Below are 26,814 nucleotides of genomic sequence, written 5' to 3'. Positions count from 1 at the left end.
ACACGGAAGACCAACGTAAAAAAGGGTTGCGCCGCGAGGCGCAACCCTTTTTTATACCGGTCTGCGGCGCCGGTTCAGCCCTGCGTGGCGCGCACGGCTTCGTCCCGCGTCAGCACGGTGGCGTACTTCTGCTGCATGTCGAACAGGTTGGCGTCATGCGGGCCGATGGCGCGGTCGCCCACGCAATCCGACACCACCAGCGGCCTGAAGCCGTACTGCATGGCGTCCACCACGCTGGCCCGCACGCAGCCGCTGGTGACCGCGCCCGCCACCAGCAGGGTCTGCACCCCGCGCTGCGACAGCCAGGCCGCCAGGCTGGTGCCGAAGAATGCGGAGGGGACCGTCTTGCGCACCACCAGCTCACCGGCCACGGGGGCAAGCTGCGGCACGATGGCGCTGTTGTGGTCCGCTTCCTTCAGGGTCAGCATCCCAGGCACCTTCAGGGTGAAGATGTTGTGGTCCGCGTCGTCGTCGGCGAACACGATGCGGCTGTGCGCCACCGGCCAGCCCTGCTTGCGCGCATGCGCCAGCAAGCCCACCGTCTGCTCGATGGCCTGGGGAATGTTGCCGCCGCCGAACACCGCCGGATCGGCAAAGCCGTTGACCAGATCCACGATCAGCAGGCCGTAGGGCGCCTTGGGCGCCATCGCCGTGCCGAAACCCTGGCGCGCGTAGGCCGAGATATCGTCATTCATGTAGGAAACTCCTGGTACGGTGATTGCGTGCTATGCCTGGGGACCGGCGCCGTCCAGCACCCTGCCCTGGCGCACCACGTCTTCCCCGTCCAGCCGCACCGTGCAGGCGCGCAGGGGGATGTCGATGTGGCAGGTGGTGGTGCGGTTGCCGCCGGCCTCGTTGTTGGGACCCAGCGAGAACAGGAAATTGCCCTCGTAGGCCCGCGCGTCCATGCCTATGGTGGCTTCGCGGTCGTACAGGCCCAGCGTGGTCCAGTGCGCGCGCGGCTGCAGGCCCCAGCCTATGTGCGAAATCGCGTAGGCTTCGGGATCCCTGAACGAGGCCACGTATTCGCGCAGCAGTTCCGCGTCCACGCCGCCGTCGATGCGCGTGGCGTAGCCGTTCTCGACCGTCAGCTCGATCGCCGAGCGCACGTAGAGCTTCTGCGGCAGCAGGATGTCGCCCACGTCGATCACGATCTTGCCGTTGGCGCCGCCTTCGTTCGGCCAGGTCAGCACGAAGCCGCTGGGCCAATGGTCCCAGCGCCCGGGTTCGTCGACGAAGCCGTACTCGCTGATGGCCGGGAACTCGCCCAGCGGGCAGCGCAGGTCCGTGCCCGCCTCGGACACCACGCTCATCTCGCGCGCCGCGCCGATGCGCGCGGCCGCCGCCTTGACCCGCGCACGGTCGGCCTCGGTCGGCACCAGCCGCGCCAGCACTTCCGGCGGCTCCACCGCCAGCAGGATCTTGGTGCCGGCCGCCAGGATCTCGTGCTGTTCCGGGGAGAACAGCAACGTCATCAGGTCCAGCACCAGGTCGCTTTCCTTCAAGGCCGCGATCGCGGCCTTGTTGCCGGTCAGCGGCGTGGTGCCCAGGTAGGCCAGCGAGTCCCGGCTCAGCGCCCGCTCGCCGTTGATGGGCGGCAGGTCCAGGCGGTTCACGATGGCGCCCATGGCTTGCGTCGCGATCAGCGCCGTGGACAGGGTTTGCGGATGGGTCGCCGCGCTGGTCAGCACCGTGACGGTCTGCCCCGCTTGCAGCTTGGACAAGGTCAGCACCTGCTGCCAGGCCTTCACCATTTCATAGTCGCTTATAGGCATGATGCCCTCCTTGCTTGACGGTCGCGCGCTTCAGCCGCGCGCCAGCGGCGCGCCCAGGAAATCGCCGAAGGCGGCATAGAAGCCTTCCTCGTTGTCCCACGGAATCATGTGGCCGGCGGCAGGCACGCGGTGATGCTGCGTACCGGGCGCCAGACCTTGGATCTCGGCCACGTCGGCGTCCAGCACCACGTCGCCCCGCTCCGCCGTGATCAGCAGCACCGGCACGTCCAGCAGCGGCAGGTCGGCGTGGATGTCGTCGCTCTGGAAGGCCTCGAAACTCTGGATGATGGCGCGCTCGTCGCAGGTGTGCAGCCATTCGGCGCGCAGCTGGCGCTGTTCCTCGGTCCAGGTCGGGCAGAACGCGCGCATGGCCTCGGCGTCCATGCCGTGGCGCGCCTGCGCCATGGAATCGACATACCAGGGCAGCTTGGCGGGATACGGCCGGCGGCCGGGACCGGACACCGGCGGGTCCACCAGGACCAGGCGGCTCAGCCCTGCCGGCTTGCCGCGCCCGGCGCGCACGCCGATGCGTCCGCCCATCGAATGGCCGACCACGCTGTAGCGCGCCAGGCCCAGCGCCTGGGCGAAGGCCAGCACGTCGGCGGCCTGCGCGTCCAGGCTGTAGTCCAGCGTCGCGCCGGCTTCTGACAGGCCGCGGCCGCGCACGTCCAGCACGTAGGTATCGAAAGCGGCGCCGAAGCGCTCGCCGACGAAGCCCCAGGTGACCGCGGGGCTGGTGATGCCCGGCACGATGATGACCGGATCGCGCCCCGCGCCGCGTTCGCCCCCGTAGCGCAGGTAATGCTGACGGATGCCATTGGCATGGACATTGCCGCCGTACAGGAAGTTGCTCATGTCAGTCTCCCAGGCCAGGCTTAGAGTTTGAACAGGCGCCGCGCGTTGCCGCTGCAGATCAGTTCGCGGGTCGCGTCGTCCATCGGCGTCTGCTCGATGAATTCCACGGCCAGCGCGGTCGATTCGTAGGGATAGTCGACCGAAAACATCACCGCCTCGCGACCCATTTCGGCGATGGCGGCCATCAGCGTGGGAGGCGAACAGACGCCCGACGTGGTGATAAGAATGTTGCTGCCCAGGTATTCGGAGGGCGCGCGCGCCAGCTTGATGCCGTGCGAATACACCGCGAAGCGGCTGTCGAAGCGCCAGCGCAGGAACGGCAGGCCTTCGCCCATGTGCCCCAGGATCAGCTTGACGCCGGGGTAGCGGTCGAACACGCCGCCAAACAGCAGGCGCAGCGCATGGGTGGCGGTTTCGACGCCCCAGCCCCAGCACGCGCCCACCAGTTCCGGGTGGCCCGAATAGGCCTGCGGAATGACGTAGGGGTCGGACGGGTGCAGGTAGACGGGCACGTCCAGTTCCTGCACCTTTTCCCAGAACGGGTCGTAGGCGCGGCCGTCGTAGTACACGCCATTGGTGTGGCCGTTGATCAGCGCGCCCTTGAAGCCCAGCTGCTTGACGCAGCGCTCCAGCTCGGCGGCGGCGACCAGCGGATCGTGCATGGGCACGGTGGCGAAGGCACCGTAGCGCGTCGGGTGACGGGCCACCTGTTCGACCAGGAAGTCGTTGTTCTCCTTGGCGCGGCGCAGCGCCACCGCGGCGTCGGCTTCGGCCTGCACGCCCGGTCCGGTCTGCGACAGGATGACGTAGTCGATGCCGCCGCGGTCCATTTCGCCCAGCCGGACTTCGTCGAAATCCACCAGGCGCGCGGCCAGGTCGGCCAGCACGGCGGGATCGATGTGCTGCGCGAAGCTCTTCGAATAGTCCTTGAATCCGACCGCGGTGTAGTGCTCCTCAAACGCGATCTTGCGTACTTTGCTCATTCCCCTACTCCCAGTTTGATGGCGCGGACCCTGTCCTGCCACGGCGCGTCAGCATCATTTATCAGTACACTGACTATTACATCGGAACTACCGGAATCGCGCGCAGCCGCTTTCCCATTGGGAAAAGTCCTGCGACGGTTTCCGAATTTACGTCAGTATACTGACTTTATAGTCAGCGTACTGACAAATTAGGGAAATCCCGGAGCGCAAGAAAAAGGCCGCCGCGGCGGCCTTGCCAGCGGGCGCCGTTCAGCCCGCTTCGCCCAGGTCGGCAGGCGTGTCGACATCACGCAACACGCCAGGATCATCGGTCGCAACCAGATGCAGGCCGGGTTGCCTGAGCAACCGCCGCGCGCCCTCATCCCCGCCCAGAGCCGCCAGTTGCGGCAGCAATTCGGCGCGGAATCCCACGGGGTGGCCGCGCTGCCCCTGGTACGAGGGCGCGGCCATCGGTGCGTGAAGCAACGCGCCCAGCACGCCGTCCAGGCTGGCGCGGCGGATCCAGGGCATGTCGGCCAAGGCCACCAGCACGGTTTCCGGCGTGGCGGGCAGGCCCTGCAGATACTGCGCCGCGGCGGCCAGGCTGGCGCCCATGCCCTCGCCCGCCCGGTCCGTCTCCAGCACCCGGCAATCTTCCGCCCGCAACAATCCGGCCAGGGCGGCGCTACCCGGGCGCACCACGGCGACGACCATGTCCACCGCCGCGCGCAGCGTCCGGGCGCTGGCCGCTGCCACGCACACGCCCTGCGGCAAGGGCGCCAGCAGCTTGTCTGCGCCCGGCCGTTGCGCGGCGTAGCGCGAGCCCTGCCCCGCCGCCAGCAGGATGCCGACGCGCACGGGGTTCGGGTAGGGATACACACTAGAGACTTTCGACATAATGATCAGTATAGTGAATATAAGCCGTGGCGGCGCCGCGGCCTTTCACTGTGAGAAGCCGATGAACGCTCTGGATCTGGACGTATTGCAACATGCGCGGGACTGGGTGGCCGCGGGCAGCCGCGTGCACCTGGTGACCGTGGTGCGGACCTGGGGCTCGGCCCCGCGCCAGGCCGGCGCCATGCTGGCCCTGCGCGAGGACGGCCGCATGGTCGGTTCGGTTTCCGGCGGCTGCATCGAGGACGACCTGATATGCCGCGCCCGCGAAGGCACGCTCGAGGACGCCCCCGCGCGCCTGACCTATGGGGTCACCCGCGACGAAGCCGCGCGCTTCGGCCTGCCTTGCGGCGGCACGTTGCGCCTGATCAGCGAACCGCTGCGCGACACGCAATGGCTGGACCTGGTCCTTGAATCCATCCGCGGCCATCGCCTGATCCAACGCACGGTGGACCTGCAGGACGGCAGCAGCTCGGTGTCTGCCGCCGGTCCGGCCGATGGCCCGGACTTCGACGGCCGCGTCTTCCGCAGCGTGTACGGCCCGCGCTGGCGGCTGCTCATCATCGGCGCAAACCAGACCGCGCAGGTCCTGGCCAACGTCGCCGCCACGCTGGATTTCCACGTCACGGTCTGCGACCCGCGCGAGGAATTCCACGGCGACTGGAGTTTGTCCCGGACTACGTTGATCACCAGCATGCCGGATGACGCGGTGCTGGAGATCGGCACCGACGAACGCACCGCCATCGTGGCGGTCACCCACGACCCCAAGCTCGACGACATGGCCTTGCTGGAGGCGCTGAAATCGCGGGCCTTCTACGTGGGCGCGCTGGGTTCGCGCGCCAACCAGCAAAAACGCCGCGAACGGCTGCGGCTGTTCGACCTGGACGACAGCCAGATCGCGCGCCTGCACGGCCCGGTGGGCCTGCGCATCGCCAGCAAGACGCCAGCCGAAATCGCGGTTGCGATCGCCGCCGAACTGATCTGGGTCCGCAACACGCTGGGGGACGCCGAGGCCACCCGCAGCGCGCCGCAGGCCAGCGCGCTGCAAGGCTGAGACCGGCCGCCGGCCCCTGCCCTACATGGGCTTGAGGGTGGTGCGGCTGTACTGGTTGTTGGCTTCCACCAGGGTGGAAAGCAGCTTCATGAAGATTTCCTGGTTGCGCGTGGACAGCGGCTCCAGCAGGCGCTGCTGGGCGCGGGCCATGCCTTCCTGCAGAATGCCCATGATGCGCAGGCCTTCCTGGGTGATCACGGCCTGGCGCGAGCGCTTGTCGTTGGGATTGACGCGCCGTTCCACCAGGCCGCGCTCCTGCAGCCGCTTGACCACGTCCGCGGTGGTGGTGCGGTCCAGTCCCAGTTCCATGCCGATGGCGGTCTGGTCCAGCCAGGGGCTGAGCGACAGCGCGGTCAGCACGCCATACTGCACCGGCGTCACGTTCTGCGTCTTGCATTCCTCGTAGAACATGGCGTAGTGGATCTGGTTCAGGCGCCGCACCAGATATCCGGGGCGCGACCAAAGCACCTGCTTGGCCGGATCGAAGATCATGCTGTCTGTCTTATGAGTTGCGACGCGCTTCTGGGACGTCGTCTTTTTCTGTACATCCGGCACGTTGGGGCAGCTCCAATTTAGTTAGTGCACTGAGGATAATACCACCGGCCGCCGCCTGTCGAGCGGTGCGCTGCGGGTGGTTGCGTGAAATCAAAACCGCCCCGCGCGGAACCGGGCGGAGGACCGCGCAAGCTAGCGCGCCTGCTCCGCCAAATACTCCTTCAAAGTCTGCACCAGGGCCGCCGCGGCCGGCGACAGGCTGCGGTTGCGCGCGGTCACCAGCCCGATGGAGCGCTCGGCCACGGGGCCGATCAACGGCCGCTGCACGATGCCGTTTTGCGCCACCGCGCCGGCGGCGATCTCGGGCAGCGCGGCAACGCCGAATCCGCATTCGACCATGGCGACGATGGTGGTCAGGTGCACGGCTTCAAACACGGGCGTGAAGCGGATGCGGTTCTGCAGGAAGGCCCATTCCGTGTACTGCCGCACGCTGCTGGGCTGCACCATGGACACGTGCGCCGCATCCGCCGTATCGGCCCAGCGCAGCGGACCGCGGGCGCGCGCCAGCGGATGGGCTTGCGGGATCAGCAGCAGGAAGCTGTCGGACATCAGCGGCACGTAGTGCAGGTCGGCATGTTGCGGGTCGGCGGCGGTCAGGGCGAAATCGACCTCGCCCGCGCGCACCAGGTCGAAGGCCGGCCCCGACAGGGTATCGCGCACCTTCAGGGCGACCAGCGGATGCGCCTGGCGATAGGCCATGAGCACGCGCGGCAGCAGGCGGGCGGCGATCGAGGGCAAGGCGGCCACCGACACCTGCCCCTGTTCCGCGTTGACGATGCCGCTGACGGCGGCGATGGCGTCGCGGAAGGCCGCTTGCAGGCTGGCGGCCTGCTGCATGAAGACCTCGCCGGCGGCCGTGAGGCGCACGGTGCGCGTGGTGCGGTCGAACAGGCGCACGCCCAGCGCGTCTTCGATGCGCTGGATCTGCGTGGACAGGGCCGATTGCGACAGGTGCAGCTGCGCGGCCGCCTGGCGAAAGTTGAGCGTGCGGCCCAGCACCAGCGTGGTATCGATATCGCGCATCGAGAGATTGATCTGCATGCCGGGCCCAGCCCCCTATTGATCTACATATCAGATCATTCTATCCAAAAAATCTGATTCATCAATCAAATCGGCTTCTCTACACTCGCCTCCAGCGTAGTTTCAGACGAAGGAGCAAACCATGCAGACGGAAGCGATCGCGCTGCCCAATCCGGGCGCGGCGCACGCGGTGGTGGTGGGCGGCGGCACCATGGGAGCCGACGTGGCCGTGGTATTGACCCGCGCGGCCTGCCGCACGACGGTGATCGAATCGAACCCCGAACGCGCGGCGGACCTGCCCGCCCGAGTCGCGGAAAACCTCAAGACCATAGGCCGGGAGGCGAACGCCGCCCTGCTGTCCACGGCCGCCGGCCTGGACGAGGTCGACTGGTCCAGCGTGGACCTGGTCATCGAGTGCATCCCCGAACGCCTGGACATCAAGCAGGCGCTGTTCGCGGACCTGGCGCGACGCGCCCGGCCCGACGCCATCCTGGCCAGCAACAGTTCCAGCTTCCCGATCAGCGCCATCAGCCAGGGCCTGGATACGCGCGGCCGCATGCTGGGCCTGCACTTCTTCATGCCCGCGCATCTGGTGCCGCTGGTGGAAGTGGTGCTGGGCGCAGCCAGCGACAACGCCTGCGCCGACACGCTGATCGAATTCATGCGGCGCTGCGGCAGCGTGCCGGTGAAGGTGCGCCAGGACCTGCCGGGCTTTCTGGCCAACCGCCTGCAGCACGCGCTGTCGCGCGAGGCCTTCGACCTGATCGACCGCGGCATCGCCTCGCCGGAAGACGTGGACGCGGCGGTGCGTTTCGGCTTCGGCTTCCGCTTCCTGGCGGCCGGCCCCGTGATGCAGCGCGACCATGCCGGCATCGACGTGCATGCCGCTGCCGGCGCCACCATGTACCCCACGTTCTGCAACGCCAGCGAGCCGGCGCGCTGCCTGACCGAACGCGCCCGGGACGGCCGCCACGGCATGAAGACCGGCGAGGGCTTCTACGCCTGGACGCCCGAAACCATTGCTGCCGAACGCGCGCGCTACGACCGCCTGTTGCGCGCCGGCCTGGACCTGATTTCACCCGAACTGCCGGAGATCAAGCCGTGAGCAACACCCCTCTGCCGCGCGCCGCGCTGGCCGACTCGCCCGTCATCATCACGGTGGCGCCCAACGGCGCCTACAAAAAGGCCGCCGATCACCCGGCCGTGCCGCTCACCGCCGAGGCCCTGGCGCGCGAAGCGCGCGCCTGCCTGGACGCCGGCGCCGCCATGATGCACATGCATGTGCGCAAGCCCGACGGCAGCCACCTGCTGGACGCCCAGGCCTACCGCGACGCCCTGGCCGCGGTGCGCGGCGCCGTGGGCGACGAACTGCTGGTGCAGGTGACCAGCGAAGCCGCCGGCGTCTACAAGGCGGCCGAGCAGATCGCCCTGGTGCGCGAATTGCAGCCCGAGGCCGTATCCATCGGCCTGCGCGAAATCGCCGTGCCGGACATCGCGGAATCCGAGCTGGCGGCATTCCTGGCCTGGATCGCCGAACGCCGCATCATGACGCAGATCATCCTGTACGACGAAGCCGACGTGCGCCGCTGGCTGGCGCTGCGCGCGCGCGGCCTGGTGCCGCCGGGAGCGTGGTCGGTGCTGTTCGTGCTGGGCCGCTACAACGCGGGCCAGACCTCTTCGGCCTATGACCTGCTGCCCTTCCTGGCCGCCTACGACCAGTCACTGCCCTGGGCCGTCTGCGCCTTCGGCCCCGAGGAAAACGCCTGCGTCACCACGGCCGCGGCGTTCGGCGGGCACATGCGCGTGGGTTTCGAGAACAACCTGAAGCTGCGCGACGGCAGCACCGCGCCGGGCAATTCGGCGCTGGTGCTGCAGGCCGCGCAAGGCGCGCAGGCGCTGGGCCGCCCGTTGGCCACGGCCTCCGACGCGCGCCGCATCTACGGGGCGGTCGGCTAACGCGGCCCTGGCGGCGCTACTGCGCCGTTCCCAAGATGGCGTGCGCCACGCTGATCGCCTGTTCCTCCGAGTTCATCGTGAGGTTCAGGATGCCCTCGTCCATGGGGCCGGCGATGCGCGGCACGCCCACCAGCTTGCCGTCTATGGTGAAGACCAGCCACTTGCCTGAAAACTGGCGGCCGATCTGCGCCAGCTTCTGCGCGCCGGGAGGCGTGAAACGCAGACTCACGAAAGGCTGCCCCTCCCTGGTCTTCATCGGCGTAGCGGCGTTCAGGTCGGCCCGGGTAAGCGCGGGCGCCAGCAAGAAGTAGTAGGTCTTGTCAGGCATGCGCAGTTCGCGCAGATCGGTGCCCGGCTTATCTTGCGCCAGCCGGAACTCGACCGTCGGCGCCGCGCTTGGCGCCTGCGCGGCGGTCCCTTGCGCCACCTGCGCGGGCTGGGCCGCGCGTGGCGCGGCAGCGGCGCCCTTCTGGGCCGCCATGGGCTGGCAGGCGGCCAGCAAGGCGCTCGATGCGATCAAGGCAGGAAGAATGATGCGACGTGTCATGGCTGTATACCTCTCATGAATCGTTGAGGATGCGGCGGCTGGCCGCAAGCCTGCATTCGTGCTGCATGTGCTCACCATTGATACCCCACTCCCACGCTCGCGCCGTAATCACCGCGCGAAGTGCTGCTGGCCAGGCCTTTCACCACCCACCTGCCGTTGTCGGACACGGTGGACAGCCCCATCGCGAAGCCGCTTTCACCGCGCCACGCGCCGCCGCCCATGCTGAACATGCTCCTGCCGGGCAGATAGGCCTGAGGCAACGCGGACATCGCCATGGCGGAGGCGACGCCCGCGCTCAAGCGGTTGTCCAACCCTTGCACGTCCTTGCGCAAGCCCGCCACCTGGTTGTTCATGCCGCTCTCGATTTCCCGCAGCTGGCTGACGTTGACCGCGTCGGTTCCCGCGGTGCCGCGGGCCACATGCGCGATCTGGCGTTCGGCCCCCGCAGCGCCGACCGAGACCGTGTTGTCGCGGTCGGCGACCGAGCCCGCGCCCAGGGCCACGGCATTGCTGCCCGATGCCTTGCTGCCATTGCCCAGCGCCGTCGCCCCCGCTCCCGACGCCTGCGCGCCGTTGCCGATCGCGGTGCTGTTCTTGCCCGAAGCCACGGCGCCCGCGCCGCCCGCCGCCGAGTTGGCGCCGCTGGCCTTGGGGGGCTTGGCCGCCTTTTCCTCCTGGCTGGTCTGGAACATGCCCGCGGCGCCATTGCCGATGTTCGTCACATCGCCTTCGACGCTGGCCAAACGCTCATCCAGCGCGATGAGCTGGTCACCGACCTGGAGCACATTGCCTGCCACCTCCTGCAGGCGCTTGTCGGTGTAGTCGTTGGCCTGCTTGAGCGCGCCATCCAGCTGCCGCAGGTTCACGGCATCCGTGGCGTCGCGGCCGTCGGCCAGGTTGCTGAGCGTGCGTTCCGCGCCCGACGCACCCACCGACACCGTGCCCGCCGACCTGTTTTGCGCATCCGAGTACTTGCCGGCGTAGCTCTCCGCGCCCCTGTCCGCCACGGCGCCTGCGCCCAGCGCCACATCGCCATCCTTGCCCGCCGCCGCGCCGTTGCCCAAGGCCACCGAGTTGCCGCCATTGGCCGCCGCGCCCGGTCCGATTGCGATACTTCCAAGGCCCTTGGCCTGCGAGTCCGGCAGCATCGCCGACGCCCCGCCATTGGCATGGAAGTACTTGATCCCGGCGCCGCCCTTGGTGTAGTTATCGACCGTATCACCTAGCGACTTGACGTACTGATTGGTCTCGAACAGCTGCGAGCCGTTGACGGCGTCCGTGCTGTCCGCCGACAGTCCGCCCCGCGCCACGTTCCTCAGCACGGTGGCGGAGCCGCCCGGGTTCAAGGTCACCATGCCGTAGTTGATGCCGCCGTCCGGATTGCGGTCGTACTTCACGCCGCCTGCGTCGAGTCCGCTCACGTTCGAGGCCAGCGCCTTCAACTGGCTGACGTTCACCGCGTCGGAATCCACCGTGCCCGCAGCCACTCCGGTGATTTGCCGGAAGTTGCCGGCATCGACATCGCCCACCGACAGCGCCGCCAGTTTGCTGCGCGTGGCGTTCACGGCCGCGCCGTCGGCTCCTTGTGGCAAGTACCCCGCCGCCCCGCCCACCACCTTGGCGATCGATCCAGCGCCCAGCGCCACGCCGCCGCCCGCGATGACCTTGCTGCCCGCGCCCAGGGCCACTCCCTGGACTGCGTTGGCCAACGCTTGCGTCCCCATCGCGATGCCATCCGCCGACGTCGCGCGCGCCTGCTGTCCCAGGGCGATGCCGCCAGGCGCGCCCTGATCCACCACGGCCCGCTCACCGATCCCCAGGCCGCGGTCGCCGTTGACCACCGTCTGCGGCCCGATGGCGATTGCCTCCATACCCGTGGCCAGTGAGTCGGTCGCCGCCGAATTGGCGTGAAAGTACAGGGTGCCCGTGGCCGTCAAGGATCCGATCGCGCCGGTCAACTGGCGCAAGGTCACGGCATCGTGCTGGTCGGTGCCGTCCGCCACGTTGGTGATCTGGCGATACGCACCCTCGCGGCCTACAGACACCTCGCCCAGCAAGGTGAGATCCGCAGTGTTGAACGGCACCAGCGCGCCGCCGCTGCCTATCGCAAGACTGCCCGTGATCGGCGCCAACGCCCGGGCGGACACGGAGCCAGAACCCAGCGCCACGCTCCCCGCCTGACTCGCCACGGCATCGCGTCCCAGCGCCAGCGCGTTGTCGGCCGTGGCCCGCGCGTTGTAGCCCAGCGCCGTGCTGCCCACGCCCTGCGCGTAGGCATCGATGGGCGCCAGTCCCCGCTCGTTGGTCCGCGCATAGCGGATGCCCAGGCCATTGGCGTCCGTGTTCGTCTGGCTGGTGTCTCCGGTCAGGTGCGTCAGTGAGCCGCCCAGGTTCGCGAGCGTGTCGCCCAGGTTGGTTACGGTGTCACCCATGCTCGTCACGGTACCGCCCAAACTCGTCAGGGTGTCGCCCATGTTCGTCACCGTATCGCCCATCCGCAACACATCCTGATTCGTTTCGTGGAGCTGCGACCCATTCACCGCATCGGTGCTGGTGGCCGACACCGCCCCGCGCGCCAGGTTGGTGAGCCTAGTGCCGCCCGTCGCACCGCCGTCCGTCGACATAGGGCCGGCCAAGGTGATCAGGGTCTTGGGGTCGCCCGCCTTGCCGTCGTAGGCCACCGCGCGGTCGCCCAGGCTGCCTACATTGTCAGCCACTTTTTTTTTTCTCGGCGCCCGCCGAGCCTACGCTGACCTCGCCCACCGGCGATGCGCCCGCCACCGCCGCTGTACCTGACCGATACGCCGCCGCGCCCAGCGTGGCGCCGTTGGCGACCGCGTTGGCGCCCAGCGCCACGCTGCCCGCATGGCTGGTCTGGGCCTCGCGTCCCAACGCCAGCGCGTTGTCGGCCGTCGCTCGCGCGTTGTAGCCCAGCGCCGTGCTGCCTGGATTCAGCGCGTAGGCATCGCTGGGCGTCAGCCCGCGTTCGTTGGTCCGCGCATAGCGGATGCCCAGGCCGTTGGCATCCGTGTGCGTCGCGCTCGTGTCCCCGGTGAGATTCGCCAACGAGCCGCCGAGGCTGGTGAGCGTATCGCCCAAGGTCGTGACGGTACCTCCCATGGTCGTGACCGTATCGCCGAGATTCGTCACCGTGTCGCCCAGAGTCGTCATGGTATTGCCCATGCTGGTCACCGTATCGCCCATGGTCGTCACCCGGTCGCCCACGCGCTGCACATCCTGGTTCGTCTCGTGCAGTTGCGCACCGTTCACCGCATCGGTGCTGGTAGTCGACAACGCCCCTCGCGCAAGGTTGGTAAGCTTGGTGCCGCCTGTCACGCCGCCGTCCGTGGACGCGGAACCCTCCAGCGTGACCAGGCTCCTGGGCTCGCCCTCATTGCCGTCATAGGTCACCGCGCGGTCGCCCAGGGCATTCACCGCCTGATTCGTCGCATTGAGCTGCGAGCCGTTGACGGCATCCGTGCTGAGGGCGCCGAGCCTCCCTGCCGCAACGTTCGTGATGGAGCGCTCCGCACCGGTACTGCCCACGCTGACCACGCTGGTGGGCGTCGACCCGGCGAACGAATAGGATCTCCCCGCGATCGCGGCGCTCGACGTGCCGACGGCGGCCGCAGTCGCGGATCCCGCCCCCAGCGCGACATCGCCCGAGTTGGTTGCGACCGAATCGAATCCCAGCGCCATGCTCTGCGCCGCCAGCGCGTTGGCATCGTTGCCTACGGCTAACGCCGCAACACCCGCAGCCGCCGAGCTATTGCCCAGCGCGACGGCTCCAGGTCCCGAGGCTCGATTGGCGTTGCCCAACGCCACCGAGTTTTCACCGATCGCCGAACTGTCGCGGCCGATAGCCACCGCGGAGAAGTTCCCCGTGGAGCCGTCAGCCACGCTGCCGATGCCGAGGGCCACATCGCCATCGCGCCGCGCCTGCGCACGCGTGCCTATCGCAACGGAATCCGCTCCCAGGGCACGCGACTCTCCTGCGACCGCGACGGCGTTGAGCCCCGAAGCCTGCGCGCCCGCCGCCGCCGTATTGGATGAGTCATTACCGCCGATGGCGACGCTGCCGACGGCCGTGGCGCGCGCCCATTGACCAAGAGCGGTCGAACCCAGGGCAAGGGCTCCGGCCTGCATGCCTACTGCGGTGCTGCGGATTGCCGCCGTAGCCGCAAACCCCAGGGCAGTTGCGGCATTGCCCGTCGCGGTCGCTTGAAAGCCCAGGACCTGCACGCCGGTGTATTTGCCGCCATCGGCATCGCATCCGATCACGTTGGACCACAGGCCGGACCCATCGTTCGGATTCTTACCTGCAGGATAGGCTATGCCGTCGGGCCCCGTCCCTTTGGGAGAAGCGCAACCATTCGGGTTGTACGTTGATGCATGAACCTGCGGACCCGTACCCGCCAAACCGGCAAGTATCGCGAGCCCCGCTGCGATATCCAGCCGCATGTTCAGCTTCAGGCGCTTCCGAATGGGTTGCCGGCCTCCCGCCGTGTCTTCGTCCGCATCGATCCAAACGTTCCTGAGTATCTTGTTCATGAATGGGTGCTCCAGTTCAAAAACTCTAGGGAACTTCTCGTCTGCGCAACCATTCCCTGCGACTCTGATGGCACCGGGAACACGCTGCAGCGACTTTCGCCACCCCGCTACGCAGGCGCTCTGGCCGAAGCCAGGCTCTCAACTGCGCCATGCAAGCGGTCGATCTGTTGATGGAGATGGAAAAGGAAACGCGCCGTGACTAACGCGGGACGCCTCGCTTGCCGGCGGAGGAGTCCCGCAGCGACTGCATCGGGTGATGCATTGGGACCAAGGCTACGGCGCGCGATTGCAATCGCAAATTGCACTCGAGCCTATGCGACGTATCGGCCGGACCACCTATGCCAACCCGTCACAAACATGTAACAAACAGGGGTTCAGATGCCCGGTGCAGTGCTGCTAAACAAATGGACCGCTCATCCGTCCTAGGGTCGGCATGGGTTTCATGAGGAGCGGTTCGATGGATTTGCTGGCGACAATACGCATTTTTCTCCGCGTGGTGGAACGCGGAACGATCTCCGGCGCGGCGCGCGATCTCGACATGAGCCAGCCGGCGGTAAGCGAACGCATCGACAAGCTGGAGCGTTTCCTCAGCGCCCGCCTGCTGGTGCGTAGTTCACGCAAATTGACCTGTACCGCTGAGGGGCGCACTTTCTACGAACAGGGCAAGCACTTGCTGGACACGGCCGAAACAACAATAAATTTAGTAACATTAAGCAATCAGAAGATACAAGGAAGCCTCAGGCTGGCGGCGCCGCAATGTCTGGGGGAGATCGTCGTTCCGAAAGCGCTGATGAATGTGCGCACCGCCCATCCTGATCTGCACATAGATTTCACGCTGAGCGACGCCATTGTCGACCCGGTCATCGAAGGCGTCGACATTTCGCTGCGGTTGGGCCGCCTCAACGAAAACGGGGGTTATATCGCTTTCCCGCTCGGCTGGGTGGGCCGCAAGCTGGTCGTCGCCCCCTCTTATCTGGCGGCCCACGGTCCGCTGGCAACCCCGATGGAGCTGGCCCGCCATGCGTTCATCCGCTTGAAGGCCGTTTTCGCGAACGATCAGGTGCCGCTGATGCATGAGAATGGGCCGGCGGTCCAGACGCGCATCAATACCGTTATGACGGTCAGTCACTGGCGCCCCATGTACGACCTGATCCTCTCGGGCGCCGGCGTCGGCATCCTGCAACATCCTGCTTGCGCCCGGGCTCTGGCGCAAGGACACCTGGTGGAAGTGCTGGATGGCTATCACGTTCCGCCTCTTCCGCTCAACGCTCTGATTCCGCCTCTACGGCCGTTGCCGTTGCGCGTGCGGGCGGTTCTCGAACTGTTGAAGCGGGACATCCCGGCGCTGCTTTCGCCCGCGGCTTGAATCGCCGTTTTGCATTTCGCTATACAGCGCCATGCGTACATTGTTACGCCGTGGTGCAACATTGACGCCCTTCAAAACCATCTGCTAAAAGCTTCGATATCCGCACGTTAAACGCAATGCCCCAACTGTCGTAGTGAGGTGCTGTGTGCAAAACGAGTCCGATGGCTACACCAAGCCTCAGGAGCTACGAAGTTTCCTGTTCCTGACGGCTGTCATGGCCCCCGTCCTGTCGGTCATCATCGTGGCGGGCTACGGTTTCCTCGTCTGGTTCTATCAGCTGCTCGCCGGCCCTCCCGGCAGCTGATGCAACGCGACGGAACCCCTCCCATGTCCGCGCTCCCCCACTCCGCGCCGCCTGCGGCGCCGCCAGAGCTGCACATCGCCAGCATGGTGGTGCACGCCGCCCCGCGCCGCTTGCCCGACGTCCGCCAGGCGATTCTTGCAATTGCCGGGGCGGAAATCCATGGCGCTTCCGACACCGGCAAACTGGTGGTCACCCTGGAAGCCCCCTCCACCGACGACATGATGGCCCGGATCTCCGAGATCCAGCGCCTGGATGGCGTGCTGGCTTCGGCGCTGGTCTACCAGCACGCCGATACGCTGGACGCGATGAACGAGGAGATTGACGATGGCAATGGCTCGTAGAGACTTCATCAAGCAATCCGCCGCTGCCGCGGCCGCGACGGTGGCCGGCATCCCCATCGTCGGCTATACGCAGAACATCGTCACCGAATCCGAGGCCGCCAAGCTCAAGTGGTCCAAGGCGCCCTGTAGGTTCTGCGGGACCGGCTGCGGCGTGAACGTCGCCGTGAAGGACAACCAGGTCGTGGCCACGCACGGCGATTTCAACGCCGAGGTGAACAAGGGCCTGAACTGCGTCAAGGGCTATTTCCTGTCCAAGATCATGTACGGCAACGACCGGCTGACCACGCCGCTCTTGCGCATGAAGGACGGCAAATACGCCAAGGACGGCGAATTTGCGCCGGTGTCCTGGGACCAGGCCTTCGACGTCATGGCCGAGCAGTTCAAGCGGGTACTGAAGGACAAGGGACCGGAGGCCGTGGGCATGTTCGGCTCCGGCCAATGGACGGTCTGGGAAGGCTACGCCGCGCTCAAGCTCATGAAGGCGGGCTTTCGCAGCAATAACCTGGACCCGAACGCGCGCCACTGCATGGCCTCGGCCGCGGTGGGCTTCATGCGCACCTTCGGCGCCGACGAGCCCATGGGCTGTTACGACGACATCGAGAACGCCGATGCCTTCGTGCTGTGGGGCTCCAACATGGCGGAGATGCACCCCATCCTGTGGACCCGCGTGACCGACCGCCGTCTGTCCGCGCCCAAGACCCGTGTGGTCGTGCTGTCCACCTTCGAGCACCGCTCGTACGAGCTGGCCGACATTGCGCTGACCTTCACGCCGCAGACGGACCTGGCGATCCTGAACTACATCGCCAACCACATCATCCAGACCAAGCGCGTGAACCGGGATTTCGTGGACAAGCACACGACCTTCCGCGAAGGCAATGCCGACATCGGCTATGGCTTGCGGCCCGACCATCCCCTGCAGAAGGCGGCCAAGAACGCGGGCGACGCCGGCGGTTCCAAGCCCATCACGTTCGACGATTTCGCCAAGTTCGTCTCCAAGTACGACCTGGACTACACCGCCAAGCTGAGCGGCCTGCCCAAGAAGCAGCTGGAAGAGCTGGCCGAACTCTATGCCGACCCGAAGGTGCGCGTAACGTCCTTCTGGACCATGGGTTTCAATCAGCACACCCGCGGCGTGTGGGCCAACAACATGGTCTACAACATCCATCTGCTGACCGGCAAGATCTCCACGCCGGGCAACAGCCCGTTCTCGCTGACCGGACAGCCCTCGGCCTGTGGCACCGCCCGCGAGGTGGGCACCTTTTCGCACCGCCTGCCGGCCGACCTGGTCGTGACCAATCCCAAGCACCGCGCGCACGCCGAGGAAATCTGGCAGCTGCCCGACGGCACCATCCCCAGCAAGGTGGGCGCGCATGCGGTCCTGCAGAACCGCATGCTCAAGGACGGCAAGATCAACGCCTACTGGGTGATGGTCAACAACAACATGCAGGCCGCGGCCAACCTGATGAACGAAGGCCTGCCCGGCTACCGCAACCCCGACAACTTCATCGTGGTGTCGGACGCCTACCCCACCGTCACCACCATTTCGGCCGACCTGATCCTGCCGGCCGCCATGTGGGTCGAAAAGGAAGGCGCCTACGGCAACGCGGAACGCCGCACCCAGTTCTGGCACCAGCTGGTCAACGCGCCGGGCGACGCGCGCTCCGATCTGTGGCAGCTGATGGAGTTCTCCAAACGCTTCAAGGTCGAGGACGTCTGGCCCGCCGACCTGCTGGCCAAGAAACCCGAATACCGGGGCAAGACGCTGTTCGACGTGCTGTTCGCCAACGGCAAGGTCAACCGCTATCCGAACACGGAACGCGACAAGGACTACGCCAACCAGGAAGCCGAGGCTTTCGGCTTTTATGCGCAGAAGGGACTGTTCGAGGAATACGCCGAGTTCGGGCGCGGCCATGGACACGACCTGGCGCCGTTCGACACTTACCATGAAGTGCGCGGCCTGCGCTGGCCCGTGGTCAAGGGCAAGGAAACGCTGTGGCGCTACCGCGAAGGCAGCGACCCCTACGTCAAACCAGGAGCCGGCTTCGAGTTCTACGGCAATGCGGACGGCCGCGCGGTGATCTACGCCCTGCCCTATGAACCGCCCGCCGAATCGCCGGACAAGGAATACCCGTTCTGGCTGTCCACCGGACGCGTGCTGGAGCACTGGCATTCCGGCTCGATGACGCGGCGGGTGCCGGAGCTATACCGGGCCTTCCCCAACGCGGTCTGTTTCATGCACCCCGATGACGCCCAGGAAATGGGCCTGCGACGCGGCGTCGAGGTGGAGGTCGTGTCGCGGCGCGGCAAGATGCGCACGCGCCTGGAAACCCGCGGCCGCGACAAACCGCCGCGCGGCCTGGTCTTCGTGCCCTGGTTCGACGCTGGCCAGTTGATCAACAAGGTCACGCTGGACGCCACCGACCCGATCTCGTTCCAGACCGACTTCAAGAAGTGCGCGGTCAAGATCGTCAAGGTCTGAAAGGCGAACCGGAGACAGCCATGAACCTACGCGCCCTGACTCTCGCGACATGCGTTATCCTCGGTTCGGCCGCCTGGGCGGCGCCGCCGCTGGAGGTCGAAGACCCGATGCGCGGCCCCACCCCGATCGCGCAGGAAGCCGATCCGCCGCTCATCAGCCCCGTCGAAAACAAGGACATCCGGCGCATGCGCACGTATTCCATGCAGCCGCCCACCATTCCGCACAAGATCGACGGCTACCAGGTCGACAAGGACTTCAACCGCTGCCTGGCCTGTCATGCCCGAGTGAACACCGAGGAAACCCAGGCCCCGCCGCTGAGCGTGACCCACTACATGGACCGCGACAGCAACGTGCTGGCGGAAGTCTCGCCGCGCCGCTATTTCTGTGTGCAGTGCCACGTGCCGCAGACCGAGGCCAAGCCTCTGGTGTCCAATAACTATCAGGACATCGATGTGATCCTCAAGCGCCTGACCGCCCCGGCGCCCGCCAAGAAGTAAGCGACCGGAGGCAGCCATGCTCGGACTCATCAAGCGCTACTGGAACATCATCCGACGGCCCAGCGTGCATTTCAGCCTGGGCTTCCTGACGGTCGGCGGGTTCATCGGCGGCATCCTGTTCTGGGGCGCCTTCAACACCGCCATGGAACTCACCAATACCGAGAAGTTCTGCACCGGCTGCCACGAAATGCGCGACAACGTGTACGCCGAGTTGAAAGGCACCATCCACTTCACCAACCGCTCCGGCGTGCGGGCGCTGTGCTCGGACTGCCACGTGCCGCACAACTGGACCGACAAGATCGCGCGCAAGATGCAGGCGTCCAAGGAAGTGTGGGGCAAGATCTTCGGCACCATCGACACGCGCGAGAAGTTCGTGGAAAAGCGCCTGGAGCTGGCCCAGCACGAATGGGCGCGCTTCAAGGCCAACGATTCGCTGGAATGCCGCAACTGCCACAACTACGAGTACATGGACTTCACGCGCCAGAGCCCGCGCGCGCAGAACATGCATTCCACCTATCTGGCCGACAAGAGCAAGACCTGCATCGACTGCCACAAGGGCATCGCCCACAAGCTGCCCAACATGGGGCCGGGTCCGACCTCCATGGCGCCGGAGCCGGCAGGCCCGGCCAAGGAAGTGGCGCATGCGGCCCGCTGACGCGCCGCCGCCCATGCTTTGCGCGCGCGGCCTGGCCAGCCGCCGCGGCTATGGCGCGCCAGTGGATTTCGAGCTGCATGGCGGTCAGCTGCTGCACGTGCGCGGCGCCAACGGCAGCGGCAAGACCAGCCTGCTGCGCATGTTGGCCGGCCTGCTTCGGCCGCTGGCCGGCAGCGTGCTGTGGCGCGGCGGCGATGCGCGCCGCGACGCCGCCGGCTACCGCGCCTGCATGGCCTACCTGGGACACGGCAACGGCCTGTGCGGCGAACTAAGCGCCGCCGAGAACCTGCGCTACGCCCTGCACGTCGCCGGCACGCCGCAGGCGGAAGCGCGCTTATCGGACACCTTGCGCGCATGGCGCCTGGAATCCTGCGCCGACATGCCTGCCCAGCGCCTGTCCCAGGGACAGGGCAGGCGGCTGGCGTTGGCGGCGGTCGTGCTCGGCGCCAAGCCGCTGTGGCTGCTGGATGAACCCGACGCCGGCCTGGACGCGCCCAGCCTGGAGCAGCTGCGCCTGGCGCTGGAAGCCCACCTCGCGGCCGGCGGCGGCGCCGTGCTCGCCTCGCACCGCGAACCCGGCACCGCTGCCGCTCATACCCAAACCCTGAACATGGATGACTACGCGGATGCTGGCTACGCTGTCGCAGTTGGCATTGCGTGAAATCCGCCTGGCCTGGAGACGGCCCGCGGACACGCTGGGCGCCACCTTGTTCTTCATCGTGGCCGGCACGCTGTTCCCCCTGGCGGTCGGCCCCGACCCCGCGCTGCTTCTGGCCATCGGACCGGGCGTGCTGTGGGTCTGCGCCCTCTTGGGCATCCTGCTGACGCTGAACCGGCCCTTCGCCCAGGACTACGACAACGGCGCGCTGGAACAGCTGCTGGTGTCGCCGTATCCGCTGCCGCTGCTGGTGGGCGCCAAGCTGGCGGCGCACTGGTTCAGCAGCTGCCTGCCCCTGATTCTGGCCAGTCCGGTGCTGGCGCTGCAGTTCGGCCTGTCGCCGCAGGCCATCGGCATCCTGGTCCTGTCGCTGCTGCTGGGCACGCCCACGCTGGCGCTGGTGGGCGGGCTGGGCGCGGCGCTGACGCTGGGCCTGCGCGGCGGCGCCCTGCTGCCGCTGCTGGTGCTGCCGCTGTACGTGCCGGTGCTGATCTTTGGCGCGGGCGCGGTGTCGGCCTCGCATGCCGGCATGGGCGCCGGACCGCAATTGTCGCTGCTGGGCGCATGCCTGTGTCTGGCCATCCTGTTATGCCCCTGGAGCGCCTCGGCGGCGCTGCGCGTGGCGCTGGACTGAGGACGCCATGCACAAGCACCCTGCCCTCAACGCGTATCCCTCCGCCGCCGCAACGGGCGCGGGCTGGCTGCGGTACGCCTCGCCCGCCGCCTTCTATCCGCTGGCCGGCCGCATGATTCCGTGGCTGGCGTTGGGCGCCGCGCTGTTCGCGGCCGCGGGCCTGTACGTTGGGCTGGCGGTCGCCCCCACCGACAGCCAGCAGGGCGAGGTCTACCGCATCCTCTTCATCCACGTCGGCGCGGCCTGGATGTCGATGTTCCTGTACCTGGTCATGGCGCTGTACGCCGCGCTGGGGCTGATCTTCAATACCCGCCTGTCGTTCATGATGATGCGGGCGCTGGCCCCCACCGGCGCGCTCTTCACCTTCCTGACCCTGTGGACCGGCGCACTGTGGGGCAAGCCGACCTGGGGCGCCTGGTGGGTATGGGACGCCAGGCTCACCTCCGAACTGATACTGCTGTTCCTGTACCTGGGCTTCATGGCCTTGCAGGCGGCCGCCGACGATGATGCGCAGCGGGCCGACCGCGGCGGCGCCATCCTGGTGCTGGCGGGCGTGATCAACGTGCCCATCATCTATTTCTCGGTGCGCTGGTGGAGCACGCTGCATCAGGGCGCGTCGATCAACCTCACCACCGCGCCCAGCATGGCCCACATCATGGTGACCGCGATGCTGCTGATGGTGGCGGCGTTCTGGCTCTACAGCGCGGCGGCTGCGCTGGCGCGTGTGCGCGGCATCATTGCCGAACGCGAGCCGGGCGCGGTCCGGACGGACCGGACGCGGCGGGAGGCGGCATGAGCTGGCAAGCGCTGTTCTCGCTGCAAGGCCACAGCCCCTACCTGCTGGGCGCGTATGGCGTGACGCTGGCGCTGATCGGCCTGGAAACGTTGGTGTTATGGCGGCGTAGCCGCGCCCGGCGCGCGGCGCAGGATGCCGCTCGCGTGGACGGGACTGCGCCATGAGCCCGCGCAAGCGCCGCGCGCTGGCCATCGTTGGCGGCCTGGGCCTGCTGGCCGCGGCCGCCGCGCTGGTGCTCAACGCCCTGCAATCCAACCTGGTGTTCTTCTTCAGTCCCACGCAGGTTGTCGCCAAGGAAGCGCCCGCCAACGGCAGCTTCCGCGTCGGCGGCCTGGTGGAGCAAGGGTCGCTGCGCCGCGAGCCCGACGGCCTGACGCTGCGCTTCGTGGTGACGGACACCGCGCACACCGTGCCGGTGACCTACCAGGGCCTGCTGCCCGACCTGTTCCGCGAGGGCAAGGGCGTGGTGGTCGCCGGCAAGCTGGGACCGGACGGCGTGTTCCGCGCCACCGAGGTGCTGGCCAAGCACGACGAAAACTACATGCCGCCCGAGGCCGCCGACGCGCTCAAGCGCGCGGGCGCCGGGGCCAACACCATGCGCGCGGAGGCGCAATGATTCCCGAGATAGGCTTGTTCAGCCTGATCCTGGCGCTGCTGGTGGCGCTGGCGCAGGGCGTGCTGCCGCTGGTGGGCGCCGCCACCGGCTGGCAGGCCGGCCTGCGGGTGGCGCGGCCCGCCGCCTTCGGCCAGTTCGCCCTGACCACCGTGGCCATCAGCTGCCTGGCGTGGGCCTTCGTGGACAACGATTTTTCCGTGCTGTACGTGGCCGCCAATTCGCATGCGGACCTGCCCGCCGCCTACCGCTTTGCGGCGGTCTGGGGCGGACATGAAGGGTCGCTGCTGCTGTGGCTGTATCTGTTGACTGCGTGGACGCTGGCCGTGGCGCTGTGCAGCCGCCGCCTGCCCCTGCCCTTCGTCGGCCGCGTGCTCGCGGTAATGGGCTGGATCAGCGTGGGCTTCCTGCTGTTCCTGCTGTTCCTGTCCAATCCCTTCGAGCGCCTGATGCCGCCGGCCATGGCCGGGCGCGACCTGAATCCGCTGTTGCAGGATCCGGGCATGATCGTGCATCCGCCCATGCTGTATATGGGCTACGTAGGCTTTTCGGTGGCCTTCGCCTTCGCCATCGCGGCGCTGCTGTCGGGCGAACTGGACGCCATGTGGGCGCGCTGGGTGCGCCCCTGGACGCTGGCGGCCTGGACCTTCCTGACCATAGGCATCCTCTTGGGCAGCGCTTGGGCCTATTACGTGCTGGGCTGGGGCGGCTGGTGGTTCTGGGACCCGGTCGAGAACGCCTCCTTCATGCCCTGGCTGGCGGGCACCGCGCTGATCCATTCCCTGATCGTGACCGAGAGGCGCGGCGCCTTCCGCAGCTGGACGGTGCTGCTGGCGATCTGCACGTTTTCGCTCAGCATCCTGGGCACGTTCCTGGTGCGATCGGGTGTGCTGACTTCCGTCCACGCCTTCGCGGTGGATCCGGGGCGCGGCCTGTACATACTGGCATTCATGCTGGTGATCGTGGGCGGATCGCTGGCCCTGTATGCGTGGCGCGCGCCCACAGTGGGGCTGGGCGGAGGCTTTTCGCTGCTGTCGCGCGAGTCCCTGCTGCTGTCCAACAATGTGGTGCTGACGGTGGCGGCGGGCTCGGTGCTGCTGGGCACGCTCTACCCGGTGGTGCTCGACGTGCTGGAGTGGGGCAAGATCTCCATCGGCCCGCCCTATTTCGAAGCCGTGTTCGTGCCGCTGATGACGCCGGCCATCTTCCTGATGGGCGTCGGTCCGGTGGCGCGCTGGAAGCAGGCCGAGCTGCCCGACCTGGGCCGCCGCCTGCGCATCGCCTTCGCGGTCAGCGTGGCCACGGCCGTGCTGCTGCCGCTGGCCATGCCGGGTCCGGCGCGGCTGGGCTCGCCCATGGTGATGCTGGGCCTGTGGCTGGCGGCGTGGTCGGTCGCCAGCGCCGTGACGCACGCATGGCAGCGCCTAACGGATGGCGACGGCCAGTGGCTGCGCCGGCTGGGCCGTCAGCCGCGCTCCTGGTACGGCATGCTGCTGGCGCACGCAGGCATGGGTGTCTTCATCGCCGGGGTCACGCTGGCCAATGGCTATGAGGTCAAACAGGAGCTGCGGATGGAACTGGGCGCGACCCAGGAAGCCGGCGGCTACGCCTTCACCTTCGCCAGCATCGCCCCCGCCGCCGGGCCGAACTACAGCGCACAGCGCGCCGTGTTCCCGGTAACCCGCGACGGCAAGCCGGTGCTTACGCTGTATCCGGAAAAGCGCCTCTACACGGTGCAGGACATGGCGCTGAGCCAGGCCGACATCGACAGCGGCTTCACCCGCGACCTGTTCGTGGCGCTGGGCGAACCGGTGGGCGACAAGGCGTGGACGGTGCGCCTGCAGGTCAAGCCCTTCATGACCTGGATCTGGACGGGCTGCATCCTGATGGCGCTGGGCGGCCTGCTGGCGGCCGGCGACAAACGCTACCGCCGCGCGCAGGAACCCGCGCGTGCGCCGCAGCCGGCCATGCCCGGCGCCGCGCGCGCCACGCGGGAGGGCGCCTGATGCTGCGCTACCTGGTGCCGCTGGCGGCCTTCCTGGCGATGGCCGTGTTCCTGGCGATGGGCCTGTCGCGCGATCCGCGCGCAGTCCCATCGGCCATGATAGACAAGCCCGCGCCCGCCATCGGCCTGCCAGTGCTGCTGGCCCCCGGCAAGAAGCTGGAAGTGCAATCGCTGCGCGGCCAGGTCTGGCTGCTGAACGTCTGGGCATCCTGGTGCGGACCGTGCAAAGAAGAACTGCCCGTCTTGCGCGAGGCAGCCCAGCGCCACGGCATTCCGCTGTACGGCTTGAACTACAAGGACAAGCCCGAAGAGGCCGAAGCCTGGCTGGCGCGCAACGGCAATCCCTACATCGCGTCCGCCAGCGACATCGACGGCCGCGTCGGCATCGAATATGGCGTGTACGGCGTGCCCGAGACCTTCGTGATCGACCGCGACGGCCGCATCCGCTACAAGCAGTTGGGCCTGATCACGCCCGAGATCTGGCGCAACCGGATCCAGCCCGCCATCGAGGCACTGCGATGAAGCGGCTGCCTACCCTGCCTCGCGGCCTGGCGTGGGCCGGCCTGCGCGCCCTGCTGCTGGCGCTGGCCTTGACGGCAGCCGCGCGCGCCCAGGTTCATGCCGGCCCCGCGCAACCCTTGCCGCCTGTCCTGGAACAACGCGCCGACAAGCTGGCCCATGGACTGCGCTGCCTGGTGTGCCAGAACCAGACCCTGGCCGAGTCGAACGCGCCATTGGCCCAGGACATGCGCAAGCTGATCCGAGACCAGTTGACCGAAGGCCGCAGCGATGCGCAGATCATGCGCTTCTTCGAAGAGCGCTATGGCGACTTCGTGCGCTACGACCCGCCCTTCAAGCCCATCACCTGGCTGCTGTGGCTGGGACCGTTCGCGCTGCTGGCGCTGGGCTTCGTGGTGCTGGTGCGCACCTTGAAGCGCCGCGCCGGCGCGCGCGCGCCCCTGACCGCCGACGAACGCGCGCGCGCGGCGCGCTTCCTGGATACCGGCTCATGACCACTCTCTGGATCATCGTGGTGCTCCTGCTGCTGGCGACGCTGCTCTGCCTGATCCCGCCCCTGCTGCGGCGCGCGCCCACCGAACCGCCCGCGTCCGAGGCCAATGTGCGCGCCTTTTATCTGGCGCAGCGCGAACAATTACGCCGCGACCTGGACAACGGCAGCCTGACCGCCGCCGCAGGCATGCGCGCGGAAGAAGAGTTGCAGCGCGACCTGCTGCAGGACCTGGATTTGCGGCGCGGCCGCGGCGCGCCCTGGGCCGGGCAGCGCGCGGGGATCATGGCCGCCTGCCTGCTGACCGTGCTGATCCCGGTGGCGGCCGTGCTGCTCTACGGCCAGCTGGGCAACCCGCGCGCGGCGGCCACCGCCAACGCGGGCCAGCCCGCCGAACCGCACGCGGCCGACACCGGCAATGACATGACGCTGGCCATCAATGCGCTGGCCCAGCGGCTGCGCGCGGCGCCAGACGATGCCGACGGCTGGTACATGCTGGCGCGTTCGTACGAAACCCTGGGGCGCTATGCCGATGCGGTGGCCGCTTATCAGCAGGTATTGCGGCTAGTGCCGGGTCAACCCACGGTGCTGGCCGATCTGGCCGACGCATTGCTATCGGCCAACCAGGGCACGCCCGACGCCGCCTCCATCGCGGCGGTGGCGCAGGCCCTGGCCGCGCAGCCGGACCAGCCCAAGGCCCTGGCCCTGGCCGGCATGATGGCCTTGCGCCGCGGCGACGCGGCGGAGGCGCTGGCGCATTGGGAGCGCCTGCAAGCCCTGTTGCCGCCGGACTCGGAAGCCGCGCGGCAGATCCAGTCCAACATCGCGCAGGCGCGCAACATGGCGGCCACGCCCGCGCCCCCCGCAGCGGCGCCCTCTGCGGCATCCTCGCCCCCCGCCACTGGCGCGGCGCCCGCGGCCGCCGCTTCCGCCGCCCGCATCAGCGGACGCGCCAGCATCGCCGATGCGCTGCGCGGCCGGGTCCAGCCCTCCGATACCGTGTTCATCCTGGCGCGTCCCGAGGAAGGTTCGCGCATGCCGCTGGCCATCCTGCGCATGCAGGTCTCCGACCTGCCGCGGGATTTCGTGCTGGACGACAGCAGCGCCATGTCGCCGGACGCGACCTTGTCGCGCGCCAGCAAAGTGCGGGTGGAAATCCGCGTCAGCAAGTCCGGCACGGCGGCCGCCCGGCCAGGCGACCTGGGCGGCGCGCTGCCCGGCATCGGCATCCACGCCGACGGACTGGAGCTGGTGGCCGATACCGTCGTGCCCTGAGGCGCAAGGTACC

Annotated in this window: 28 protein-coding genes; 18 read left to right on the top strand and 10 right to left on the bottom strand. The window is 67.9% G+C overall.

Translation table 11 applies throughout. From position 1 onward, the window contains the following. Nucleotides 1–74 precede the first annotated feature (74 nt). The 5 genes from BRO63_RS11310 to BRO63_RS11290 all read right to left on the bottom strand — a co-directional run bounded on the left by BRO63_RS11310 (nt 75) and on the right by BRO63_RS11290 (nt 4,489). Nucleotides 75–695: an N-carbamoylsarcosine amidohydrolase gene (locus tag BRO63_RS11310; protein ID WP_088139887.1), complete on the bottom strand. Its 621-nt coding sequence runs from the start codon at nt 693–695 to the stop codon at nt 75–77. Nucleotides 696–725: 30 nt separating this feature from the next. Then, nucleotides 726–1,775, bottom strand: coding sequence for a 2,5-dihydroxypyridine 5,6-dioxygenase (locus tag BRO63_RS11305; protein ID WP_088139886.1), 1,050 nt, complete (start codon nt 1,773–1,775; stop codon nt 726–728). A gap of 30 nt (nt 1,776–1,805) precedes the next feature. Next, on the bottom strand, nt 1,806–2,630 hold the full coding sequence (locus tag BRO63_RS11300) for an alpha/beta fold hydrolase (RefSeq protein WP_088139885.1): 825 nt from the start codon (nt 2,628–2,630) through the stop codon (nt 1,806–1,808). A gap of 20 nt (nt 2,631–2,650) precedes the next feature. Further along, the gene (locus BRO63_RS11295) at nt 2,651–3,613 is read right to left on the bottom strand and encodes an amidohydrolase family protein (RefSeq protein WP_088139884.1); all 963 of its coding nucleotides are present in this window, start codon (nt 3,611–3,613) and stop codon (nt 2,651–2,653) included. 249 nt (nt 3,614–3,862) lie between these two features. Further along, complete coding sequence (locus BRO63_RS11290; RefSeq protein ID WP_088139883.1) at nt 3,863–4,489, bottom strand: nucleotidyltransferase family protein; 627 nt, start codon at nt 4,487–4,489, stop codon at nt 3,863–3,865. Between the two features lie 61 nt (nt 4,490–4,550). Here BRO63_RS11290 and BRO63_RS11285 point away from each other — a divergent pair, with 61 nt between their 5' ends. Then, nucleotides 4,551–5,540 (top strand): XdhC family protein, encoded by a 990-nt coding sequence (locus BRO63_RS11285; protein WP_088139882.1) that lies wholly within the window; start codon nt 4,551–4,553, stop codon nt 5,538–5,540. 21 nt (nt 5,541–5,561) lie between these two features. On the opposite strand, the gene BRO63_RS11280 is transcribed toward BRO63_RS11285, so the two are convergent. Together BRO63_RS11280 and BRO63_RS11275 are read right to left on the bottom strand one after the other, a co-directional pair. Next, entirely contained in the window at nt 5,562–6,029 is a 468-nt protein-coding gene (locus BRO63_RS11280; protein ID WP_371818898.1) for a MarR family winged helix-turn-helix transcriptional regulator, read from the bottom strand. Between the two features lie 198 nt (nt 6,030–6,227). Then, on the bottom strand, nt 6,228–7,136 hold the full coding sequence (locus BRO63_RS11275) for a LysR family transcriptional regulator (protein WP_088139880.1): 909 nt from the start codon (nt 7,134–7,136) through the stop codon (nt 6,228–6,230). A gap of 121 nt (nt 7,137–7,257) precedes the next feature. On the opposite strand from BRO63_RS11275, the gene BRO63_RS11270 reads away from it, so the two are divergent. Beyond that, the gene (locus BRO63_RS11270) at nt 7,258–8,220 is read left to right on the top strand and encodes a 3-hydroxyacyl-CoA dehydrogenase family protein (protein ID WP_088139879.1); all 963 of its coding nucleotides are present in this window, start codon (nt 7,258–7,260) and stop codon (nt 8,218–8,220) included. After that, nucleotides 8,217–9,071, top strand: a complete 855-nt coding sequence (locus tag BRO63_RS11265) for a 3-keto-5-aminohexanoate cleavage protein (RefSeq protein WP_088139878.1) — start codon at nt 8,217–8,219, stop codon at nt 9,069–9,071. The genes BRO63_RS11270 and BRO63_RS11265 overlap by 4 nt, the downstream gene beginning before the upstream one ends. Nucleotides 9,072–9,087: 16 nt before the next feature. Here BRO63_RS11265 and BRO63_RS11260 read toward each other — a convergent pair whose 3' ends face one another. From BRO63_RS11260 to BRO63_RS33940, 3 genes are all read right to left on the bottom strand, one after another. Beyond that, nucleotides 9,088–9,618 (bottom strand): SecDF P1 head subdomain-containing protein, encoded by a 531-nt coding sequence (locus BRO63_RS11260; protein WP_088139877.1) that lies wholly within the window; start codon nt 9,616–9,618, stop codon nt 9,088–9,090. Nucleotides 9,619–9,689: 71 nt separating this feature from the next. Further along, nucleotides 9,690–12,335, bottom strand: coding sequence for a YadA family autotransporter adhesin (locus BRO63_RS11255; protein ID WP_256943285.1), 2,646 nt, complete (start codon nt 12,333–12,335; stop codon nt 9,690–9,692). Next, a complete protein-coding gene (locus tag BRO63_RS33940) occupies nt 12,328–14,169 on the bottom strand; it encodes a hypothetical protein (protein ID WP_143219464.1) in 1,842 nt (613 codons plus the stop codon). Before BRO63_RS33940 ends, BRO63_RS11255 begins: the two co-directional genes overlap by 8 nt. 457 nt (nt 14,170–14,626) lie before the next feature. Here BRO63_RS33940 and BRO63_RS11245 point away from each other — a divergent pair, with 457 nt between their 5' ends. From BRO63_RS11245 to ccmI, 15 genes are all read left to right on the top strand, one after another. Then, nucleotides 14,627–15,535, top strand: a complete 909-nt coding sequence (locus BRO63_RS11245; RefSeq protein ID WP_088139875.1) for a LysR family transcriptional regulator — start codon at nt 14,627–14,629, stop codon at nt 15,533–15,535. Nucleotides 15,536–15,680: 145 nt separating this feature from the next. Next, nucleotides 15,681–15,839 carry a periplasmic nitrate reductase, NapE protein gene (gene napE, locus BRO63_RS11240; RefSeq protein ID WP_088139874.1) on the top strand — a complete coding sequence of 53 codons (159 nt, stop codon included), beginning with the start codon at nt 15,681–15,683 and terminating at the stop codon, nt 15,837–15,839. Between the two features lie 23 nt (nt 15,840–15,862). Continuing rightward, nucleotides 15,863–16,180: a chaperone NapD gene (locus BRO63_RS11235; RefSeq protein WP_088139873.1), complete on the top strand. Its 318-nt coding sequence runs from the start codon at nt 15,863–15,865 to the stop codon at nt 16,178–16,180. After that, nucleotides 16,164–18,659: a periplasmic nitrate reductase subunit alpha gene (napA, locus tag BRO63_RS11230; RefSeq protein WP_088139872.1), complete on the top strand. Its 2,496-nt coding sequence runs from the start codon at nt 16,164–16,166 to the stop codon at nt 18,657–18,659. Before BRO63_RS11235 ends, napA begins: the two co-directional genes overlap by 17 nt. A gap of 20 nt (nt 18,660–18,679) precedes the next feature. Continuing rightward, nucleotides 18,680–19,156, top strand: a complete 477-nt coding sequence (locus tag BRO63_RS11225) for a nitrate reductase cytochrome c-type subunit (RefSeq protein WP_088139871.1) — start codon at nt 18,680–18,682, stop codon at nt 19,154–19,156. Nucleotides 19,157–19,172: 16 nt separating this feature from the next. Continuing rightward, nucleotides 19,173–19,811 (top strand): cytochrome c3 family protein, encoded by a 639-nt coding sequence (locus tag BRO63_RS11220; RefSeq protein WP_013393091.1) that lies wholly within the window; start codon nt 19,173–19,175, stop codon nt 19,809–19,811. Beyond that, complete coding sequence (gene ccmA / locus BRO63_RS11215) at nt 19,798–20,472, top strand: heme ABC exporter ATP-binding protein CcmA (protein ID WP_088139870.1); 675 nt, start codon at nt 19,798–19,800, stop codon at nt 20,470–20,472. Before BRO63_RS11220 ends, ccmA begins: the two co-directional genes overlap by 14 nt. Then, entirely contained in the window at nt 20,438–21,103 is a 666-nt protein-coding gene (ccmB, locus tag BRO63_RS11210) for a heme exporter protein CcmB (RefSeq protein ID WP_088139869.1), read from the top strand. The genes ccmA and ccmB overlap by 35 nt, the downstream gene beginning before the upstream one ends. Before the next feature lie 7 nt (nt 21,104–21,110). Beyond that, on the top strand, nt 21,111–21,899 hold the full coding sequence (gene ccmC / locus BRO63_RS11205) for a heme ABC transporter permease CcmC (protein WP_088139868.1): 789 nt from the start codon (nt 21,111–21,113) through the stop codon (nt 21,897–21,899). Beyond that, nucleotides 21,896–22,063, top strand: a complete 168-nt coding sequence (gene ccmD, locus BRO63_RS11200; protein ID WP_088139867.1) for a heme exporter protein CcmD — start codon at nt 21,896–21,898, stop codon at nt 22,061–22,063. Before ccmC ends, ccmD begins: the two co-directional genes overlap by 4 nt. Continuing rightward, nucleotides 22,060–22,515 (top strand): cytochrome c maturation protein CcmE, encoded by a 456-nt coding sequence (gene ccmE, locus BRO63_RS11195; RefSeq protein ID WP_088139866.1) that lies wholly within the window; start codon nt 22,060–22,062, stop codon nt 22,513–22,515. The genes ccmD and ccmE overlap by 4 nt, the downstream gene beginning before the upstream one ends. Continuing rightward, nucleotides 22,512–24,518 (top strand): heme lyase CcmF/NrfE family subunit, encoded by a 2,007-nt coding sequence (locus BRO63_RS11190; protein ID WP_088139865.1) that lies wholly within the window; start codon nt 22,512–22,514, stop codon nt 24,516–24,518. The genes ccmE and BRO63_RS11190 overlap by 4 nt, the downstream gene beginning before the upstream one ends. Further along, nucleotides 24,518–25,039 (top strand): DsbE family thiol:disulfide interchange protein, encoded by a 522-nt coding sequence (locus tag BRO63_RS11185; protein ID WP_088139864.1) that lies wholly within the window; start codon nt 24,518–24,520, stop codon nt 25,037–25,039. The genes BRO63_RS11190 and BRO63_RS11185 overlap by 1 nt, the downstream gene beginning before the upstream one ends. Continuing rightward, complete coding sequence (locus BRO63_RS11180) at nt 25,036–25,530, top strand: cytochrome c-type biogenesis protein (RefSeq protein WP_088139863.1); 495 nt, start codon at nt 25,036–25,038, stop codon at nt 25,528–25,530. Before BRO63_RS11185 ends, BRO63_RS11180 begins: the two co-directional genes overlap by 4 nt. Next, nucleotides 25,527–26,801 (top strand): c-type cytochrome biogenesis protein CcmI, encoded by a 1,275-nt coding sequence (gene ccmI, locus BRO63_RS11175; RefSeq protein WP_088139862.1) that lies wholly within the window; start codon nt 25,527–25,529, stop codon nt 26,799–26,801. The genes BRO63_RS11180 and ccmI overlap by 4 nt, the downstream gene beginning before the upstream one ends. Nucleotides 26,802–26,814 lie beyond the last annotated feature (13 nt).

This window comes from Achromobacter xylosoxidans, from assembly GCF_002192695.1.
In the GTDB taxonomy this organism is placed as follows: domain Bacteria; phylum Pseudomonadota; class Gammaproteobacteria; order Burkholderiales; family Burkholderiaceae_B; genus Achromobacter; species Achromobacter xylosoxidans_C.
The sequence above is the reverse complement of the archived record's forward strand: the minus strand, read 5'-3'. Positions and strand labels throughout refer to the sequence as shown.